Below are 18,452 nucleotides of genomic sequence, written 5' to 3'. Positions count from 1 at the left end.
TTAATGAAAGTTTTACTTAAATTATAGATAATTTTATAAAAATTTGTTGACTCTCAAGACGGTATCTTGACTTCCACAAAAAGAATAATTTTTGCCTCCCCTTTATATCTCGACAGTAATTGCACTGCTAGCACCTTGCATATCAACGTACAATTGAGGTTCAGAATTGTTTAAAATGGGGGCCCTATTAAATGCAGGTTTATTAATAGATACTGGAACATCATAATAGTGCTCTTCTTTACTAATGTTCTGATAAGTATTATTACCCTCAGAATTACTATCTAATGTTTTGTTAAAAGTAGTTATTGGGGTATTTTGAGCAAAAGTTACAAATTTTTTAGGTATAGGTACCAGATATCCTTCTCTTTCTTTAAGAGGTTGAGCAATAGGCAAACTATTTAGGTGGTCATATTCATTAGGGTCTTGAGAGAAGTTACTTTCAAAAGAATCGCTATCCTCCGTTGTTAAGTATAACGGTGCATTAAATGAATTGAGAGTATCAGCTTCTTCCTTGTCTACAACCTTTGATAATGCCATGCCATTATCGTTAATCTTTGTACCAAATATTCCACAAATTCTAGTAATACACTTATAAGCCATAATTGGCCATTTAGTAATCGTAAAACAATATTTATTAGTAAGGTATAAGGCTACACCACTCAAAGCTATGCCCCCTATCGTAATAGAGTATATATGGTATGGGTTAACTTCAGTGTTACCAATTGATTTATTCGTAGAGTTTACATTACCAGGGTAATCATCTGGTAACACAGTAGGCGGTTTATTGTAACCAATTGTTGCAACCGTTTCATGATATGATCAATATCGTCGTTTACCTGCTTTATCATCACATCATAATGATCAGTTGTTCCGTAGCTTGTCATAAGGCCTCCTTGATTTTTATTATAATTAATATTTTCTTCTGATATACTAAACGAGTTTTGATCATCTGGTAATCTAAGTGATTTATTAGCATCATTACCTTTTGTGCTTTTAACGAAATCATCTTTTACATCAGAATTATCATCTTCCACTTTATTTATTATTTCACTATTTTTTACTTCTTGCCCTGTTGTAGTTATATCAGATGTTTTAAGATTACTTTCAGTTAGGTTGTAACTTTGTAAATCTTCTATTTCTTTTTCTTCGTTTTGATGTATTCGAGATTTTAATATGTTATTTGCTCTTTCAATTGATGCAAACATTGTCAGTATTTCTTCAACTTTTCGTTCAGAATCAGCAACTCTTGCTTCATAAGAAGCATCCATAATTTGCTTAGAGACTGCATAATTATCTTGTGTTTCATTATATTGATTATTGATATTACGTTTCGATATACCATGTGTTACAATATCTTGTATTTGATTATTTAAAACCGTTACATTATTATGAATTTGATCTATACGAGATAGGGTAATATTTAGAAGTCCATAGGTATTATCCAGCTCTATATTCTTGTTTTGTAGTTGGTGTCGTAGCCTCTCTATCTCTTGTTCATCTGTTTTTATATTTTGGTGTGTATCTCTGAGTGACTTATCTGTTGACTTCTTGTCTTGTACATAAGAGTTTAGATGATTTGTATAGTTTTCTTTTTGTCTCTCAAAAAATATAGTGTCATCATTCACAACATCGCTGTTTCTTAGTTTTTTGACCGCAAGTGATACGACATGTACAGAGTGATTCGCTTTCTGGAGCTGAGCAGTAGTTTCATCTAATTTTACTTGTAATTCTTTTTCGTGATTTTGAGCAGTAGTAAGATTTGTTTGTAATACTGTCATCCTACGGTCACATAACATTATTTCAGCTTCTAAATCGAGCAGCACCTGCTTGCGAAGAGAATCTCTCTCCTCTGTTACTTTCTTTAGTTCAAGCCTTAAATTACTATTTTCGTTTCTAAGGAATAGCATATTAAGTAATGATAGTTGTGTGTTGATCACTGCAGTTTTATTGGCAAGACCGTCAACTCTTTGTTTATAATATGTGAATCTCTCATTTTGTGGTACTATAGTAGTGTTCATACTTGTTACGCCTCTATTACTGTCAATAGTAGTATAATGGGTTGTTGTAGTCAAGGGGCATATTGAATCAAGTGAATTGAAAAGAAATATAACGTCGTTTGATACAAGAGCATTATAACTAGCGATACAATAACCTTGGGAACCCTGTGAATTACAAACCATTTGATATATTTTTTGCAATCTACCTGAAAGCCAATCACTCCAGCTCTCATTAACAGGACATAGTGAATCTTCTGTATTATTAAGATCTATTTTCTGATATTCAGAATATGTATTATTGTAATGCAAAATCACATCAATTGTATTATTTATATTTGACGGGAATATACTAGTGTAAAACAATGTATCTGAAGTGATATTTGAATAAGTTGCTATAGAACAAGATTTTTCTATGAAAGAATGCAGATATCTATGATCACTCATCAACTCTTTTTTATTAGATTGTATGTCTGAGTATATGTCAGAATTGCATTGAAATATTCTATCTTTAGGGTTGTCAGAAGACAAGAATGTTCTATTCAATAAGACAAGGAAAAAATTACGCATAGCATTTAATTATAGTCAGGGTGTAATTGTGAACACCATCTTTGAGTTCGTATAGAAGTTTTAGACGGAGTGTTGAAAAAGTACCAATTGTTTAAGTTATTCCTTTACAGCATTATCTTACTGTATCTTATCGTAACTCATACAAAGTTTGAGATCAACTATATTAGAATAAAAATTTAAATATTTCTATACTTAAATTTTAATTTAAACATTTTGTTATAAAATGCTTCCGTATTCTTGCATTAGCTATTACGCTAATTTTACGCATTAACACTATACGAGCAATCATTTTCTTCAAAACTTATGCTATGAGTAAAAAAGTAACTTAAACAATATGCACTTCTTCATATATATTTTCTGCTTTCATCACATTTATATAGTTGGGAGTATTAGGGTTAGGTGTTAAATATAACAGTTTTGGTATATTACAATTGTCATTAAATGAGTCATTAGTATCATCTTCCTCATGTTCTACAGCCTTGGGTAATGGCATGCCATTATCGTTAACCTTTGTATCAAATATTCTGCAAATTCTAGCAATATATTTATAAGCCATAATTGGCCACTTAGTAATCGCGAAACAATATTTATTAGTAAGGTATAAGGCTACACCACTCAAAGCTATGCCCCCTATCGTAATATAGTATGGGTTAACTTCAGTGTTACCAATTAATTTATTCGTAGAGTTTACATTACCAGTGTAATCATCTGGTAGCACATAAAGTGATTTATTATCATAATTACCTTTCGTGCTTTTAACGAAATCATCTTTCACACCAGAATTATAATCTACCACTTTATTTATTATTGCATTATTTTTAACTTCTTGGCCAGTTGTAGTTATATCAGATGTTTTAAGATTACTTTCAGTTAGGTTGTAACTTTGTAAAACTTCTATCTCTTTTCCTTCGTTTTGAGGTATTCGAGCTTTTAATATATTATTTTCCTTTTCAATTGATGCAAAAATTGTGAGTATTTCTTCAACTTTCCGTTCAGAATCAGCAACTCTTGCTTCATAAGAAGCGCCCATAATTTGTTTAGATACTGCATAATCATCCTGTGCTTCATTATATTGATTATTAATGTTACGTTTCGATATACCATGTTTTGCAATATCTTGTATCTGATGATTTAAGACCATTACATTATTATAAATTTGATCTATATGAGATAGGGTAATATTTAGAAGTTCATAGGTATTATCCAACTCTATGTTCTTGTCTTGTAGTTGGCGTCGCAAACTATTTATTTCTTGTTCATATGTTTCTATATTTTGGTGCGTATCTCCGAGCGACTTATCTGTTAACTTCTTGTCTTGTACATAAGAGTTTAGATGATTTGTATAGTTTTCTTTTTGTGCCTCAAAAAATATAGTGTCATCATTTGAAACATCGCTGTTTCGTAGTTTTTTGACCGCAAGTGATACGACATGTATAGAGTGATTCGCTCTCTGGAGTTGATAAGTAGTGCTATCTAGTTTTACTTGTAATTCTTTTTCATGATTTTGAGCAGTAGTAAGACTTGTTGTGAAGAAGTCAATCTTATTTGTCAATAACTTTATATCAAATTCTAAGTTGAGTACCTTATTGCTAAGAATATCTTTCTCCTTTCTTACTTGCTCTAGTTCAAGCCTTAAATCTCTATTTTCGTTTCTAAGGAATATATTTTGTTCTTCAAGTACTCTATTCCGATTTTGAAGTAATGCTGTCGTTTCTGATATGTTAAAGCCTAATATTTTAATGTTATGATCCTTTATACAGAAAGCTTTATACATAGTATTTAAAGTAACATCAATATTGTATATTGTACCTGGGTTATGAATACTAACACAATTCTCTTTTGCTGAAGAAGATTGATAATTACAAATCATTCTGTATAGTGTCCCAAGACGAGCTAATCCCCAAGTATCTGTACCCATTGTATTAATCGTACATAGTGTGTGTGTCTCAGGAGTGAATATTTCATATTCACTATATGTATTATTATAAAACTTAATCACATCTGTTGTATTCTTGTTGCTTGATGGATATATGATAACTTGAGGCAATATACCTGACGTCACCTCCGAATAGGTTGTCACAGAACAATAATCGTCTATAAAAGAATATAGTTTGGTATTATAATCAACCAACGGTCTGATGTAATACTTCATGTTAAAGTATATGTCAGAAGTACATGCGTGTACCAAATCTGTAGCGTTGGGAGAATATAATGTTCTATTTAATAAGATAATAAAGAAGTTATGCATAAAAATTATCTAGGTATACAAGCCAAAATTTTGATCAACTATATTAGGCTCTGTGAACTTTTCTACTTAATTTAATTTCGCTTCTTTCTTGCTGTAAATTAACAGGATTTTTTTGAAATATGGCCAATATTCCTGCAAAAATCCTGTTAATTTTCGCTAACAAATAATCAGAAATATAACTTTAAATAGAAAGGTTCACAGAGCCTAGAATAAAAATTTAAATATTTTTAAGTTCAAATTTGAATTTCAATATATTATTAGAGAATACTCCTGCATTTTAGCATTAGCTATTACGCTCATTTTAAGCACTAAAGCTATAAGAGCAACCGTTTTCTGCAGCCTATTATAATATTCACAATTATACTATAGACGGTTAGTTTAAATGATCCATTTTTTTATTATACCTTTAGATTAGTAATGATACCTACATTGTACTATAGTTATCGTTTCATTATCATATTTATACACGAGGCGATGTTCTCTATCAATCCTACGTGACCAATATCCGGCCCAATTATGTTTTAAAGGCTCAGGGTCTCCTATTCCAGTATAAGGATATCTAGATATATTTTTAATCAATAGATTAATACGTTGCAGAGTTTTCTTATCGATAGCTTGCCAATATAAATAATCTTCCCATGCTTTCCCTGCCCAGGATATTATCATTTTTCTATTAAATTATGTTTAACTATTTTATCAGACTCTACTTGGTTAATAGCTTCTTGTAGGCGTAATGCATTTTTTGGGCTTTTCATTAAATAAAAAGTTTCTTCGTAAGATTTAAAATCCTCTAATGAAATAATCACCGCAGCTTTACCGTTTTGTCTTGTGATAATTACTGGAGTATGATCATCGTTAACCTTATCCAAAACTTGAGCTAGGTTATTTCGGAGAGAAGAATAATTTAGGGTATTCATATATCGTTACTTTTGTGGCTGCTAAATAATATCATTATAATTGTACTTAAATAAGTACGCAATATTTTTTTATTCAGCAAATAGCGTCCCAAAATCACGATCTATTGCATTATAATCGTTATAACCAATGGGCTAGTGGTTTAATAGATAACTAGTACTACAGAAGCAAAAATAAAGGTTACAGGGGGCACCAGAAATATACATGTCTACTCAATGGATTTCAAGAGTTGGATTTTATTTGCCAGGGGGGTGAGAGTGTAAGAGCTTCTAGAGCTTTATTTATGCTGTTTACAGAGAAGGAGTTGATTCTATAATGATGAGTTGGTGCAACTTTGACACCCTTTTAGATCAAGGGATTCAGCCTTAAGGTTAATTTATACAGCTAATAGTGTAGAATCTGTCAATAGTCAATTACGTAAGATTAAGCTTAAAGGTTTAGTTCAAATATTATTTCCTCGTTTTAGTTTTTTAGGAGAAGTAACCACAGGAGGAGTAGGAGATGGGATAAACGATTGATTATTAGGACTAATTGGTAAATTGTCCGTAGCACTCCTCTTACGTGATTGGTTTACACTTGGTAATCTCTGTGTCAACTCTTTGCTAAGGGTATTTAGTATCTGCTGTACAACATGGTATTCGTCAGAGTTGTAATCAGGATATTGTGTTTGTTTCACTGCTTCTATTGTTTCCAGGAGTATTGAAGGTTGTTTGTCAGCTGGCGCTTGCTCTACTCGTTTCATTATATTTGGCAATACTCTCTGCTCATCCTGGTTTCGTATTATCACTGCTAGAGTAGTTTGCTCTTGACTATTTTGAGCATTTAAAGGAAAACCAAATGCAATTAACTGATCTATTACATTAGTTTTCTTTCTAGCAACATGCAAAGCGTTATTGTTTGTTTGGTTGAATTTAGCATTAGGATCAATACCCTCCTTTGTAAGTAAACCTTGTAATTGATTAACATTGCCGCGCATAGCTGCTCTATATATTTCCTGATTAATATCTGAATTAGTAGGAGACCTTACTTGGGATTTAACATTTATTTGAGCGGATTCTGAGATAGGTTGGGCTGCTTTTGGTATAGGTTGATTAGAATCTTGATTTTTTGGAATGGTGGCCACAGTAATATTGTCTTGTTTGGTATCGTTTGCCTTAGCCCCAAGGGCTCGTAGAGTTTTTACTATATTAGTATTGCCTTTTGATTGCGCAATCTGTAAAGCATTAAGGCCGTGATTAGTTGAAGCATTTATATTAGCACCCAGCTCTTTTATTAATATTTGTAACATTTTATCATCTCCCTGTAAGGTTGCCATCATGCAAGTAGTAAAGCCGTCGGGAGTAGGAGAATCTATATTAGAAGTAAGTTTAGCAAGGGTTTTCACTGCTTCAATATCTTTGTGATGTGTCGCAACCATTAAAGCAGTAATACCTTTCTGATTGGGAATATCTATTAAATCAGGTTTAAGTTTAAGCAAGGTTTCCAGAGCCTTAATCTGTCCTTTCAATACTGCCGAATGTAAAGGGGTGTGCCCTTGGTGATCTGGGGCATCTAGATGAGCTCCTTTCTTATGTAATATACTTATTGCATTGACATTCCCTCTAGCTGCTGCCAAATGTAAAGGAGTAGAACCAGCAAAATTCTTACTATCTGGCTGATGGAAGAAATACAGTGAGAAACTTTCTAATAAATTAACCATTTCTTCCTGGGCTGCAAAATGTAATATAGTATTACCCTCTTTATCTATAGCGTATTTATTCATTATTGGCACCATTATCTCTAAGTCAAATGCCTTATCTTTACTCATAGTACCCCACACTTATTGTTGAAGTTGAAAGGCATGCATAATGTGTTTTCGTAGTAATGAAAACAACATAGCAGGGGTATCACTTAACGAGTTATAAAAATAATCTTTTATCCAATCAAATCCGTAAGTAAATAATGAGTATAATTTACGACCATGTTTTTTGATCTTTATAGGATAAATTTTGTTCTTAATGTCACCAGCAAGCACGCAAATAGCTAAGGATAAAGATACTATTGCAAATAGTTTTTCCAGCTTTTTTTGATCTGTAATGTGGGTATCTTCAATATTAAATCCAGATGACTTGAGAGACAGAAAAGGTCGCTCAATGCTCCACCTCTGCTTATATGCTAGCAAAGCACATTCACCAATAAGCACATTACTAGCAATAAATAGTTGCTCTCTTTCTAATTGCAAACAAGTTATTTTAATTGCCATACCATTGTAAATTTTGCTTTCTATAGTTTTAGTGTCACCCATTTGCATATCGGCAAAACATTTATTCAACTTCATCTTGCCACCGTTGAAATGCTTGACCTTCTCACTTTTTCTTAGCCTGATAGCAAAAGGTAATTTTTGGATTCCACCCATATATTGCAACCATTCCTCACCAACAAATTCCCGATCGGCAAGGATAAGCTCTATCATTTCCTTAGGTATAATTGTTAAAATTTGCTCAATCAATTTCTTTCTTTCATTAGTAGAAGAGTTGCCTTTTTTATCAAGTAACAACCATGCTATAGGAATTGAAATATTACCATAAACGATAGTTGCAACAAAAAAATTCAAATTTTTAATACCAAATTGCCAGCTGGTTCTATCTATGGCAAGGCTAATTTTACCTGTTAGACAGAGCAATTTAACAATAATTTTCCCTAAACTTATAAAGCACATATTTTGTTCTAAAAGCAAACGCTCAACTTTAACAATCTTGGCATGCAAATTGCCTTTAGAAGCGACATACAGTGCTAATTCTTTGATTCTCACAGTTTTAGCTTTTACTACTGCACAAATTAATTCTGCAAATGTTTTAATTCGTGCTGGGTGCCAATCTAAAAATATGTATAATATTTGGTATAGTGATTGAGAGTCCATTAATACCTCCTGTTGCTTGTTTCTCAGCGGAGATTAGTGACTCTCAGTCACTTATTCAATTTATTATTTTAACCCTCCTGTAAAATCTGTGGGGTACTATGAGCGAGAATATAAAGTTGGTAAATTTCCATTTATAGCTAATAGTCGAGCAAGGACTACAGGCACTGCTGAGGGAATGGTAAAAATATTGGCAGATAGTATTACTGATCAAATACTTGGAGCACATATTATTGGCCCCGATGCTGGGACACTCATTGCCGAAATAGTCGCGTTTATGGAGTTTGGTGCTGCTGCAGAGGATATTGCTAGAACATGCCATGCTCACCCTACTTTAAGTGAAGCTATCAAAGAAGCGGCCTTAGCTATTGAGAAAAGAACTATTAATATTTAAGATGAACCTCAATTCGATATAAGAATTATTAATTCTTATATCGAATTGGCTCTAGAACTATTTAATGCCATAAAAATCTTTAGCGCCTTGTAGTAAAATATCAAATTCCTTATTATTAGGGGTAGCTTTACTTGCCCCTTCAATAAAAGTACCTCCTAATACCCCTATATCGGTTGCCTGAGTATTAGTTAAATGTTTAGGGAAAATATAGAATGAACGTTTTATTTTTTGCCCAGATTCAGTAACACCATCCTTCAAATAAATCAAAATCATATATTGCAAATCTTTAGGCACTTGATTCTTCAGCATAATCAAATGTCCTTGTATTGACACCATCTCTGTATCTTCATTAAGTGCGGCTGAACCAAGGCCAGTACAATTAATGATTACTGGCCCTTTTATTTCAGTAAATGATTTAATTTCTTTTTTGATAAACTTAATTTTTTTCTTTTTTAAGTAATTGGTAAGATCTGACATCATACGAGCAGTATCTATAAAAATACCATCATCATATACTACCATGTTCCTAGTAGTACCATTACCGAAATCAAGTATCACATCTTTTGCTGGTTGCATTACTTTACCAACATAAGGTTCCAATCCTGAATCTTCTCGATTCTCAAAATATGTTGGAACAATAATAGCTCCTTCACTAAAATCTGGATGCACTTTTTTAGCAATAGCAGCATAAAACTTATAAGCATCCACTCCTATCTGATCAATGGTTTGTTGTATTGCTGGGTCATTATCCATAGATACTGGTGCCAGCAACCCTCCAGCATTATGAGAAGCCAAGTGTTCAAATTGCGCCGCAATAATTGTTAGATTATTAAAGCCTTGTTTCTGTAAATCATAAGCGGTAAATAGCCCTAAAGCTCCTGCTCCAATAATTGTTATTGGGGTATTTTTAGTTAACCTAAATGAAGATTGTAAATTGTCTTTATATTTTATTAATAAATTATTAACATATTCGGCAGAACCAGGCCCCAAAGTCCAACCGCTACCACCATGGCCATAATTATGAGCTATTATCTTCCCATATTTTTGCTCTATGGCCATCTTAGGGGCCCCATGCCTAACAGGACGATGACAAAGTATTTTCTTCCCTAAATACTTACTCCCTAAATTTGGAGGAGTAATTTTTCTGACTTCTATTTCATTAGCTAAAATGACCGGAGGGATCCACAACAAGAAGAATATAAAAAACTTTCTAAACTTGCTTAACATATTCATGATATATCCTATTTGTTAAACTTTATTAAACAGTATGCTATATCTTCTTTTATTCAATGTCTATCTCAACTTAGATTCTGTTAATAAAATTTTTTAGTAGAATTTTACCAGTAAAACAGTTAATCTCTGTGAACAAATTAGGACAAACTACAGAGTATATATTTTGCTTTATTTTAATAAACTAGTTTGATATAAGGATAATTGCCCCTTGTATCAAACTTTTCCTCTATCTAAACGTTTTGATATAAAACTATGAAATCTGTATTATTAACTAGAAGCACAGAAGACAATTATGACATTATTCAAACACTAGAAAATAATAATTTTGCTTACCCTAATGCAAGTATTGTCAGGAAAAATGGTATATCGGAAAAACAATTTAAATATATTTGTTCTCCCTTAGTAAAATATCATGCTCTAGATTTTGACCCTACTATTTTACATAATTATAATAACGTAATTATTACCAGCAAAGTAGCAACTAAACTTTTTGTTTCCTGGTTTAATAATTATCCAAACTTACAACTGCAACCCAATATTACAAAAAATATTTGGGTAGTGGGCGATTCTTCCAATATCATTCTGAGACAACATAATTTTACGGTGCACTATATTGCTAAAAATATCCAAGAGCTGATATACAACATCCCCCCCCAGCTTTATAACCATAGTATCTATTTATCATCTAATGAAATCACTCAAGAGTTACCCAGCCCCATTAAAAGACAAATTATTTATGAAGTCCAATATGCTAATACTCTGCAGCACCTAGAAGAAATTAAAAAAGGAGTGGATTATATTTTATTATATTCACAGAACAGTGCTAAAACTCTCATTACCTTACTAAGAGCAAATAATTTATTAAAATTATTTTTTTCTACTCAAGTTCTCACTATTAGTGAAAAAGTTGCATCTATTATTAGATTTTTTACAAAAAATGTGGTTTCTTGTAAAGAAGGTAAACCCGAGGAAATGTTAAAATTGTTAATCTCTACTGCGGCTGCCTCAAAGATAAGAAACTTATTGTAGAATGGAATTAGGTTTTGTAAACATTTCTAGGGAATGAGTAGATTTATAGCCATTGTCACTCGCAACACTGCAGCACCCTAGGGTGTATGTGAGGAGTCGAGAACGAAAATACCAACAAAATCGACCATTAGATAGCAATGTTCACACAACTTAAACCATTTCCGGGAACTAAATTAGCACTAGGAGTACGAGTGTCGAGGACCGGAGCGTACATATACTAGTACGTGAGGAGCGGAGATCATGAAGTACGACGACGTGATGATTAGTTTTCGGAAATGGCATTAGACCAAAACCACTGAATATCTTTTATAGCTAAGAGGAATATATGGAAAAGATCGAGAATAAAGGATTAAAAGTGCAGAGCAGCCATCCCATTATTTTCACCATAATTCTTATTATGGTATTTGTGCTATCTATAAGCTATATGGCTTTTTATCAGCTAGATTTATTTAAAAACCGCCAAAAAGCTAGTGCTACAAACGAAATAGCTTATAAAAATATTGTGCCCAGTGATCCTGTATCTCTACTAGCCACAAGTTATACTAATACAATATTAGGCAATAACAACTTAAAAGAAGTCAGCTCTACTTCGTTAGGAGCAGTAGACAATTTTAATGAATCTCAAAATAATGCCCCGCTATCTGAACTGCTACCCTCCTCTGATTTATCAGACAAACCTGCTAATAACTTACCTCAAAAGAATATAGCATACCCATCTCCTATCGTGCAAAATAACTACCGTAATTATTTACTTAATATAAATCTTTTAATAGCAAACTTTTTACAGGGTAAACATTATACTGCACAAATAGATAAAATCGCAGAGGTGGCATTACCTCAAGACATAAAAAATGTTCTAGCAGATTTAGTAAATTATCATAAAAATTACTTATTTAATAATAGCGCCAAAACAGAAAAAATTTTTCCTTCTTCTCCTTCCTGGCTAGAAAAATTTATTAAGGTAGAAAAAAAACATATCTCTACTCAGGAGCAAGAAATTTTAAAACAGAAAATAACGTCACAGCTAGATTTTATAATTAATTTCTTTTATTCCCAAACATTCCAACAAAATTTTATAGAGCAAAGCAATGATTAGGTTGTTAATAATTTGCATTATATTTCTATTATTATATTTGAGTTTTACTCTATTAAGTCAACTTGATTCTGTATTAACGATCACCCTCTATGACTATCACATAGAAAGTACTTTTTTTACTTTTATTATTATATATATATTATCAGCAATCATTGGTTTCATTGGACTTAAGATAACATTTTTACTCCTAGACCTACCATTCTATATCAAAAGACTATTCCTAGCACGTCAAGTTCACAATATTAATGGCCAGCTCATAAAAGCTCTAGGAACATTGATTATGGGTGATAAAGCCGCTACTCAAAATGCTATTAAACGAATAAAAGCGCCGATCAAAAGTGATAATCAAATTTTCTATACTTTACTGCTAGCGGAAACTTCTGAAGATCAGCATCAACAAATAAAGTATTTTCAAGAATTAGAACAGTTTAAACTCACTACAGCTTTTGCTACTAAAAGATTGGGGCAAATTTTTTATCAAAAGAAGATGTATAAAGAAGCTGAAAACTATGCAATTCGCTCTTTTTATTTAAATGAGTATGATACAGATACTCTAGAAATGTTGATTGATTGCTATTTTAAGCTTTTTGAATGGGAAAAGCTTACCTTCATTATCAGTAAATTTAATAGAATTAATCCCAACAAATTCGGACCGCTAAAAAATAAATTAGCTAATTATTATACGGTTGCCGCAAAGGATATGCTAGCAAGTGACGATACTAAAAAAGCCATATATTATTTAGAAATAGCTTTACAACTGGTGCCCTCTCATTACGAAGCATTAAGTCTTTATTGTACTGTAAATTATTCTATTAAGCAAAATCTTGATATTAAAATCCTTGAAAATGCATTTACAGCAAATCCGACCTTGGAGATTGCAGCATTATATCAGCAATTTACTTCCCTCCCCCCTGCAAAGATTTATGAAGATCTAGCTACTTTAGTTAGCCCGGAACATCATATAGGTTTATTTCGAACCATAGCAGCTTTTTTAAACGTGCCTGATCAGGTACAATATTTTCAATCTACCCCTGACTTGATACCTGGTATGCCTAAAACTTTACCAACTACCCTAGAAGTCAACCAGAAAAAAGGTTAGCATAATAGATTTGTTCATAGTACCCCACAGATTTTACAGGAGGGTTAAAATAATAAATTGAATAAGTGACTGAGAGTCACTAATCTCCGCTGAGAAACAAGCAACAGGAGGTATTAATGGACTCTCAATCACTATACCAAATATTATACATATTTTTAGATTGGCACCCAGCACGAATTAAAACATTTGCAGAATTAATTTGTGCAGTAGTAAAAGCTAAAACTGTGAGAATCAAAGAATTAGCACTGTATGTCGCTTCTAAAGGCAATTTGCATGCCAAGATTGTTAAAGTTGAGCGTTTGCTTTTAGAACAAAATATGTGCTTTATAAGTTTAGGGAAAATTATTGTTAAATTGCTCTGTCTAACAGGTAAAATTAGCCTTGCCATAGATAGAACCAGCTGGCAATTTGGTATTAAAAATTTGAATTTTTTTGTTGCAACTATCGTTTATGGTAATATTTCAATTCCTATAGCATGGTTGTTACTTGATAAAAAAGGCAACTCTTCTACTAATGAAAGAAAGAAATTGATTGAGCAAATTTTAACAATTATACCTAAGGAAATGATAGAGCTTATCCTTGCCGATCGGGAATTTGTTGGTGAGGAATGGTTGCAATATATGGGTGGAATCCAAAAATTACCTTTTGCTATCAGGCTAAGAAAAAGTGAGAAGGTCAAGCATTTCAACGGTGGCAAGATGAAGTTGAATAAATGTTTTGCCGATATGCAAATGGGTGACACTAAAACTATAGAAAGCAAAATTTACAATGGTATGGCAATTAAAATAACTTGTTTGCAATTAGAAAGAGAGCAACTATTTATTGCTAGTAATGTGCTTATTGGTGAATGTGCTTTGCTAGCATATAAGCAGAGGTGGAGCATTGAGCGACCTTTTCTGTCTCTCAAGTCATCTGGATTTAATATTGAAGATACCCACATTACAGATCAAAAAAAGCTGGAAAAACTATTTGCAATAGTATCTTTATCCTTAGCTATTTGCGTGCTTGCTGGTGACATTAAGAACAAAATTTATCCTATAAAGATCAAAAAACATGGTCGTAAATTATACTCATTATTTACTTACGGATTTGATTGGATAAAAGATTATTTTTATAACTCGTTAAGTGATACCCCTGCTATGTTGTTTTCATTACTACGAAAACACATTATGCATGCCTTTCAACTTCAACAATAAGTGTGGGGTACTATGATAAATATCAGCCAATATTTTATGAGTTACCTTTTGTTCTGTAACCTGATACATCTTATATACGTGTTTAACCTGTTTATATGCTTCTTGGTATCTACCAATAGCATTTAATATTTCAGCTCTAAGTAGGTAGCGATTTATAAATAATGAATCTTTACTATCTGTTCCATTATCAATCAATATTTTTATAGCTTGATCCACTTGCTCTAAAGCTTCCACATACTTTCCTTGTAGATAAAATAGAGGTGCCTTAAGCGCATATAAAAACATTCTATTTACACTAGCTACCAATTGGCTACTATACATTTTTTCCATTATTTGAATATTTTCTTCTGCTTTTTGAAAATCCCCTAATATAGTATTAATGTTAGCTAACCCAGAAAATACATGATATTTAAAAGCTTCATAACCTGTGATATTATTCAATATATCTCTATCTCTTGTATAATATTCAAGGGAAACAACCCGTTCACACATGTTCATATAATACCATCCTATAGCACCTAAATAACGTGCATAGATAGCTTTTTCATTATTACTCATTAACCATAGTTTAAATTTTCCTTGTTTATCATTCATATTAAACCAACTAACTAATTTTTCACCATTATAGAAATCGAAGGCATTAAGGTATTGCAATATTAATTGTAAATTTAGCTCCATCAATTTATATATACTGATATTATATTTTTCTGCATTTTTTACAATTATTTCAAAATTATTGTGGATAGTTTTAGAATTTCTAAAGTGATGAGCCTTGATAATATCGTTAGGAATGACGCTAACTAACTTAACTATTATCTCCTCTAAATAACCCTTATTTTTATTACCATTTATTTTTCGTATTTTATCAGCAATTATATCATGCATTTCAAAAATTGGATTCTCCGATCCCGAGTCAGTGCAACTAATTAACAAAAATTTAGATAATTGGACAATATCCTCATTTATCGTATCTTCATTTGGGGTAATAGCACGCAGCATTTCATACGAAAAGCCCTGATTATTTATTAAGGCTACTTTACTCAGTAAACTCACTGCACTAGGTTTTAGCTCTTTAATAGCACTATTGATATTTACCGCTATTTTATCTGCTGATTGATATATCTTTTTTTTATATTCTTCTTTATTTAAACCTTTAATTTTATTCAATAACTGCGCCCCCTGTACTATCAATATTGGGTAGCCATTAAAAGCTTTTATTAAAAATTCTATATCCTTATCATTTGCACTCACTAATAAATTCTTGGCTAAATTAGTAGTGTTTACTCTATCCAGTAGGAAGATTTCTAAGATATTTGGTAAATTTTCACTATCCTGAGAACAAAATATAATATGGCCCTTATGTTGCCAATCAACTATTTCTTTTACTCTGTTGTTATTCCCAATTTTTAGATTATCAAATATTAATAACCATCTTTTTTTATGAGATAAATAGTCTATTACTTCTCGAAAGGCGTACTCTATTTCTTCAGTTATATTAGTATTTAACATTTGATTAAGTTGCTTCGCTAATTTAACAAACTCTTCATTTATTCCTATATTACCATCAAAAAACCAAGTTATATCATAATTTTCGTTATTTTTATAAGCGTATACCCTAGCAAGTTGAGTTTTTCCTATACCACTAGTACTAATAATACTCACTTTTCTATCTTGACTCAAATAATCCTTAATTTCTCTTAACTGTTTTTCCCGGTTTACAAAATAACTAACTGGCATAATCAAATTAGTAATTTTTGGTACCGCCAAAACCTGACCATATGTTAATAATATTAATGTTATTATTAAGGTGTATAAAATTTTTGTCATTAAGGATAATCTCTCTTTATCTACACCCTTAAACTACAGAACACTATAGATTTAATTGATTAGGCTAAGACAGGGTGTAATATAAATTCTAATTATGCATTTACTGCATATTACTAACTCTTATAGGCTGATTATTCAGAACTTAATACAAAAATCTTACTGCAATACGGGCACACAATAGAGTGGTTGTTAGGATCGATTTCTAAATAAATTTTTGGATGATCAAAAGGAGATTCGTTGCCCAAACACATCACAGATAGAAACTTAGTCTTAATAATTTCCGTCTTTATCATAAATTTAAAGTTACATAAATTTTTTTTAGTATTATCTTATTATAAACTAAAGCGGAAGGCCATGTTTTGACAATAAAATCACCAACTAGATAAACTAGTGCAGGAAGTCTATTCTATATGAATAAATTATACTTACACAGGCTTTAGGTTATTATAAACATAACTTGCATTTATTCAAAATAAAAATTAGGAACGATTGTATGATAGATAAAGTAGTAGTTATCACTGGGTCAACAAGCGGCATAGGTCTAGAAATCGCTAAACATTTTGCAATCTTAAAGGCAAAAATTATTCTTCATGGATTAGAGAAGAAGGAAATCTTAGATAAAATATCAACCGAACTAATAAATCTTGGAGCTAGCGATATTTTCTATCAAGCGACTAATTTATCTAAGCCTCTTGAAATATCCCAAATGTTTACAGCAATTCTTAATAAGTTTGGTAAGTTAGATATTCTAGTGAATAATGCGGGGATTCAATTTGTTTCCTTAATTGAAGATTTCCCTGAAGAAAAATGGGAAGAAATTATCAGAGTTAACCTAATATCGTCTTTTTATACTATAAAATATGCCATACCCATTATGAAACAAAATGGTTGGGGGCGCATTATCAATATCGCTTCGGCCCATGCCCTGGTCGCCTCCCCTTACAAATCAGCTTACGTTACTGCAAAACATGGCCTATTAGGATTAACCCGCACCGTTGCTTTGGAAGTAGCAGAACACAATATCACGGTGAATGCTATTTGCCCTGGCTATGTTAAGACTCCATTAGTAATAAACCAGATAGCTGATACGGCTAAACTGAAGAATATGAGTGAAGAAGCAGTAATGAGAGAGGTAATCCTTAAATCGCAAGCAACAAAAAAATTTGTTGAGATAGAGGAAATAGCTAAAATGGTGATTTTCCTCTGTGATGAGCAAGCAAGTTCAATAACTGGTGCTCCACTATCGATTGACGGAGGTTGGACTGCGCAGTAAGTGATAACGCGCCTTAAATTATCTATATAATTTTTTTACAATAATCTGCCCAATCCATTTTATTAAATTGTTAGAAAAAATTCTAAATACTACTTTGCTAATTATTATAATAAGGATAGTGATCACAAAACTATAAATAATATCTGCTGGATAATGCATAGCTAATGCTATACGAGAGAGGGCAACTAACAGCACTACTAAGAAAGTGAAAAGTTTTTGAGTAATTGTTATATTTGTCCAAATACTATATGCCACCACCAGTGCAAGGCCCACATGACTGCTAGGGAAGCTGGATAAACATCTTGCTAAGCTTACATCGGCAATAGTGGTAAAACTGTAGGCTGGTAGGGAACAAAATGGCCTAGGCATATTAACTGAAAACTTTAATATAGCATAAGTTAAACCAAATATGGTATAAATTATTCCCAAAAGAAATAATTTATTATATATAGGCCAGAATTTTATATAGAATTGTTCAAAATCTTGAATCTTGTTTAAGGTAATACAGAAATATATACAACATATAAAATAGGCCACAGCAAAATTACTAATATTAAAACAATCAGAGATGATTTGAAGAATATAGGCTATTATGTTAAAATGATTTGTTACTTTATTAAGATATAAAAAAAGTTCTTGATTAAGACCTAGGAAGTGATATACAAATTCAAACATTTTTAAC

General features: G+C 31.9%; 16 protein-coding genes and 1 pseudogene. 6 read left to right on the top strand and 11 right to left on the bottom strand.

Annotated elements, in window-relative coordinates:
• Positions 1-102: 102 nt before the first annotated feature.
• The 7 genes from ACFELV_RS01615 to ACFELV_RS01585 form a co-directional block, all read right to left on the bottom strand.
• The gene (locus ACFELV_RS01615; RefSeq protein ID WP_375326469.1) at positions 103-771 is read right to left on the bottom strand and encodes a hypothetical protein; all 669 of its coding nucleotides are present in this window, start codon (positions 769-771) and stop codon (positions 103-105) included.
• A complete protein-coding gene (locus tag ACFELV_RS01610; RefSeq protein WP_375326468.1) occupies positions 741-2,564 on the bottom strand; it encodes a hypothetical protein in 1,824 nt (607 codons plus the stop codon). The genes ACFELV_RS01615 and ACFELV_RS01610 overlap by 31 nt, the downstream gene beginning before the upstream one ends.
• A gap of 325 nt (positions 2,565-2,889) precedes the next feature.
• Positions 2,890-4,482, bottom strand: a complete 1,593-nt coding sequence (locus ACFELV_RS01605; RefSeq protein ID WP_375326467.1) for a hypothetical protein — start codon at positions 4,480-4,482, stop codon at positions 2,890-2,892.
• Positions 4,483-5,223: 741 nt separating this feature from the next.
• Positions 5,224-5,478 (bottom strand): Txe/YoeB family addiction module toxin, encoded by a 255-nt coding sequence (locus tag ACFELV_RS01600; RefSeq protein WP_375326466.1) that lies wholly within the window; start codon positions 5,476-5,478, stop codon positions 5,224-5,226.
• Positions 5,475-5,729: a type II toxin-antitoxin system Phd/YefM family antitoxin gene (locus ACFELV_RS01595; protein WP_375326465.1), complete on the bottom strand. Its 255-nt coding sequence runs from the start codon at positions 5,727-5,729 to the stop codon at positions 5,475-5,477. The genes ACFELV_RS01600 and ACFELV_RS01595 overlap by 4 nt, the downstream gene beginning before the upstream one ends.
• Before the next feature lie 440 nt (positions 5,730-6,169).
• On the bottom strand, positions 6,170-7,534 hold the full coding sequence (locus ACFELV_RS01590; protein ID WP_375326464.1) for an ankyrin repeat domain-containing protein: 1,365 nt from the start codon (positions 7,532-7,534) through the stop codon (positions 6,170-6,172).
• Positions 7,535-7,546: 12 nt separating this feature from the next.
• The gene (locus ACFELV_RS01585; protein WP_375326208.1) at positions 7,547-8,626 is read right to left on the bottom strand and encodes an IS4 family transposase; all 1,080 of its coding nucleotides are present in this window, start codon (positions 8,624-8,626) and stop codon (positions 7,547-7,549) included.
• Positions 8,627-8,681: 55 nt separating this feature from the next.
• On the opposite strand from ACFELV_RS01585, the pseudogene ACFELV_RS01580 reads away from it, so the two are divergent.
• Positions 8,682-9,017: pseudogene (locus tag ACFELV_RS01580) on the top strand (dihydrolipoyl dehydrogenase); the annotation flags it as partial.
• Positions 9,018-9,074: 57 nt separating this feature from the next.
• Here the strand turns inward: ACFELV_RS01580 and ACFELV_RS01575 are convergent.
• A complete protein-coding gene (locus ACFELV_RS01575) occupies positions 9,075-10,244 on the bottom strand; it encodes an FAD-dependent oxidoreductase (protein ID WP_375326463.1) in 1,170 nt (389 codons plus the stop codon).
• Between the two features lie 258 nt (positions 10,245-10,502).
• On the opposite strand from ACFELV_RS01575, the gene ACFELV_RS01570 reads away from it, so the two are divergent.
• The 4 genes from ACFELV_RS01570 (at position 10,503) to ACFELV_RS01555 (ending at position 14,670) form a co-directional block, all read left to right on the top strand.
• The gene (locus ACFELV_RS01570; RefSeq protein WP_375326462.1) at positions 10,503-11,279 is read left to right on the top strand and encodes a uroporphyrinogen-III synthase; all 777 of its coding nucleotides are present in this window, start codon (positions 10,503-10,505) and stop codon (positions 11,277-11,279) included.
• 325 nt (positions 11,280-11,604) lie between these two features.
• Complete coding sequence (locus ACFELV_RS01565) at positions 11,605-12,375, top strand: hypothetical protein (protein ID WP_375326461.1); 771 nt, start codon at positions 11,605-11,607, stop codon at positions 12,373-12,375.
• Between the two features lie 37 nt (positions 12,376-12,412).
• Positions 12,413-13,474, top strand: a complete 1,062-nt coding sequence (locus ACFELV_RS01560) for a tetratricopeptide repeat protein (RefSeq protein ID WP_375326460.1) — start codon at positions 12,413-12,415, stop codon at positions 13,472-13,474.
• Between the two features lie 116 nt (positions 13,475-13,590).
• Positions 13,591-14,670: an IS4 family transposase gene (locus ACFELV_RS01555; protein WP_375326208.1), complete on the top strand. Its 1,080-nt coding sequence runs from the start codon at positions 13,591-13,593 to the stop codon at positions 14,668-14,670.
• Here ACFELV_RS01555 and ACFELV_RS01550 read toward each other — a convergent pair.
• Together ACFELV_RS01550 and ACFELV_RS01545 are read right to left on the bottom strand one after the other, a co-directional pair.
• Complete coding sequence (locus tag ACFELV_RS01550) at positions 14,629-16,497, bottom strand: tetratricopeptide repeat protein (protein WP_375326459.1); 1,869 nt, start codon at positions 16,495-16,497, stop codon at positions 14,629-14,631. The genes ACFELV_RS01555 and ACFELV_RS01550 overlap by 42 nt on opposite strands.
• 131 nt (positions 16,498-16,628) lie before the next feature.
• Complete coding sequence (locus ACFELV_RS01545; RefSeq protein ID WP_375327486.1) at positions 16,629-16,748, bottom strand: zinc-finger domain-containing protein; 120 nt, start codon at positions 16,746-16,748, stop codon at positions 16,629-16,631.
• Positions 16,749-16,990: 242 nt separating this feature from the next.
• Here ACFELV_RS01545 and ACFELV_RS01540 point away from each other — a divergent pair, with 242 nt between their 5' ends.
• The gene (locus ACFELV_RS01540) at positions 16,991-17,770 is read left to right on the top strand and encodes a 3-hydroxybutyrate dehydrogenase (protein WP_375326458.1); all 780 of its coding nucleotides are present in this window, start codon (positions 16,991-16,993) and stop codon (positions 17,768-17,770) included.
• A gap of 18 nt (positions 17,771-17,788) precedes the next feature.
• Here the strand turns inward: ACFELV_RS01540 and ACFELV_RS01535 are convergent, their stop codons facing one another.
• Positions 17,789-18,445 (bottom strand): phosphatase PAP2 family protein, encoded by a 657-nt coding sequence (locus ACFELV_RS01535; RefSeq protein WP_375326457.1) that lies wholly within the window; start codon positions 18,443-18,445, stop codon positions 17,789-17,791.
• Positions 18,446-18,452: the final 7 nt, after the last annotated feature.

Origin of the sequence: Candidatus Tisiphia endosymbiont of Nemotelus uliginosus, assembly GCF_964264835.1 — a bacterium.
Taxonomy (GTDB): domain Bacteria; phylum Pseudomonadota; class Alphaproteobacteria; order Rickettsiales; family Rickettsiaceae; genus Tisiphia.
The sequence above is the reverse complement of the archived record's forward strand: the minus strand, read 5'-3'. Positions and strand labels throughout refer to the sequence as shown.

Coding starts and splice junctions, on each gene's coding strand:
- ACFELV_RS01600 (WP_375326466.1), bottom strand. CDS start 5,478: ATGATAATATCCTGGGCAGGGAAAGCATGGGAAGATTATTTATATTGG.
- ACFELV_RS01610 (WP_375326468.1), bottom strand. CDS start 2,564: ATGCGTAATTTTTTCCTTGTCTTATTGAATAGAACATTCTTGTCTTCT.
- ACFELV_RS01540 (WP_375326458.1), top strand. CDS start 16,991: ATGATAGATAAAGTAGTAGTTATCACTGGGTCAACAAGCGGCATAGGT.
- ACFELV_RS01590 (WP_375326464.1), bottom strand. CDS start 7,534: ATGAGTAAAGATAAGGCATTTGACTTAGAGATAATGGTGCCAATAATG.
- ACFELV_RS01575 (WP_375326463.1), bottom strand. CDS start 10,244: ATGTTAAGCAAGTTTAGAAAGTTTTTTATATTCTTCTTGTTGTGGATC.
- ACFELV_RS01550 (WP_375326459.1), bottom strand. CDS start 16,497: ATGACAAAAATTTTATACACCTTAATAATAACATTAATATTATTAACA.
- ACFELV_RS01535 (WP_375326457.1), bottom strand. CDS start 18,445: ATGTTTGAATTTGTATATCACTTCCTAGGTCTTAATCAAGAACTTTTT.
- ACFELV_RS01565 (WP_375326461.1), top strand. CDS start 11,605: ATGGAAAAGATCGAGAATAAAGGATTAAAAGTGCAGAGCAGCCATCCC.
- ACFELV_RS01605 (WP_375326467.1), bottom strand. CDS start 4,482: ATGGGTACAGATACTTGGGGATTAGCTCGTCTTGGGACACTATACAGA.
- ACFELV_RS01585 (WP_375326208.1), bottom strand. CDS start 8,626: ATGGACTCTCAATCACTATACCAAATATTATACATATTTTTAGATTGG.
- ACFELV_RS01555 (WP_375326208.1), top strand. CDS start 13,591: ATGGACTCTCAATCACTATACCAAATATTATACATATTTTTAGATTGG.
- ACFELV_RS01570 (WP_375326462.1), top strand. CDS start 10,503: ATGAAATCTGTATTATTAACTAGAAGCACAGAAGACAATTATGACATT.
- ACFELV_RS01545 (WP_375327486.1), bottom strand. CDS start 16,748: ATGTGTTTGGGCAACGAATCTCCTTTTGATCATCCAAAAATTTATTTA.
- ACFELV_RS01595 (WP_375326465.1), bottom strand. CDS start 5,729: ATGAATACCCTAAATTATTCTTCTCTCCGAAATAACCTAGCTCAAGTT.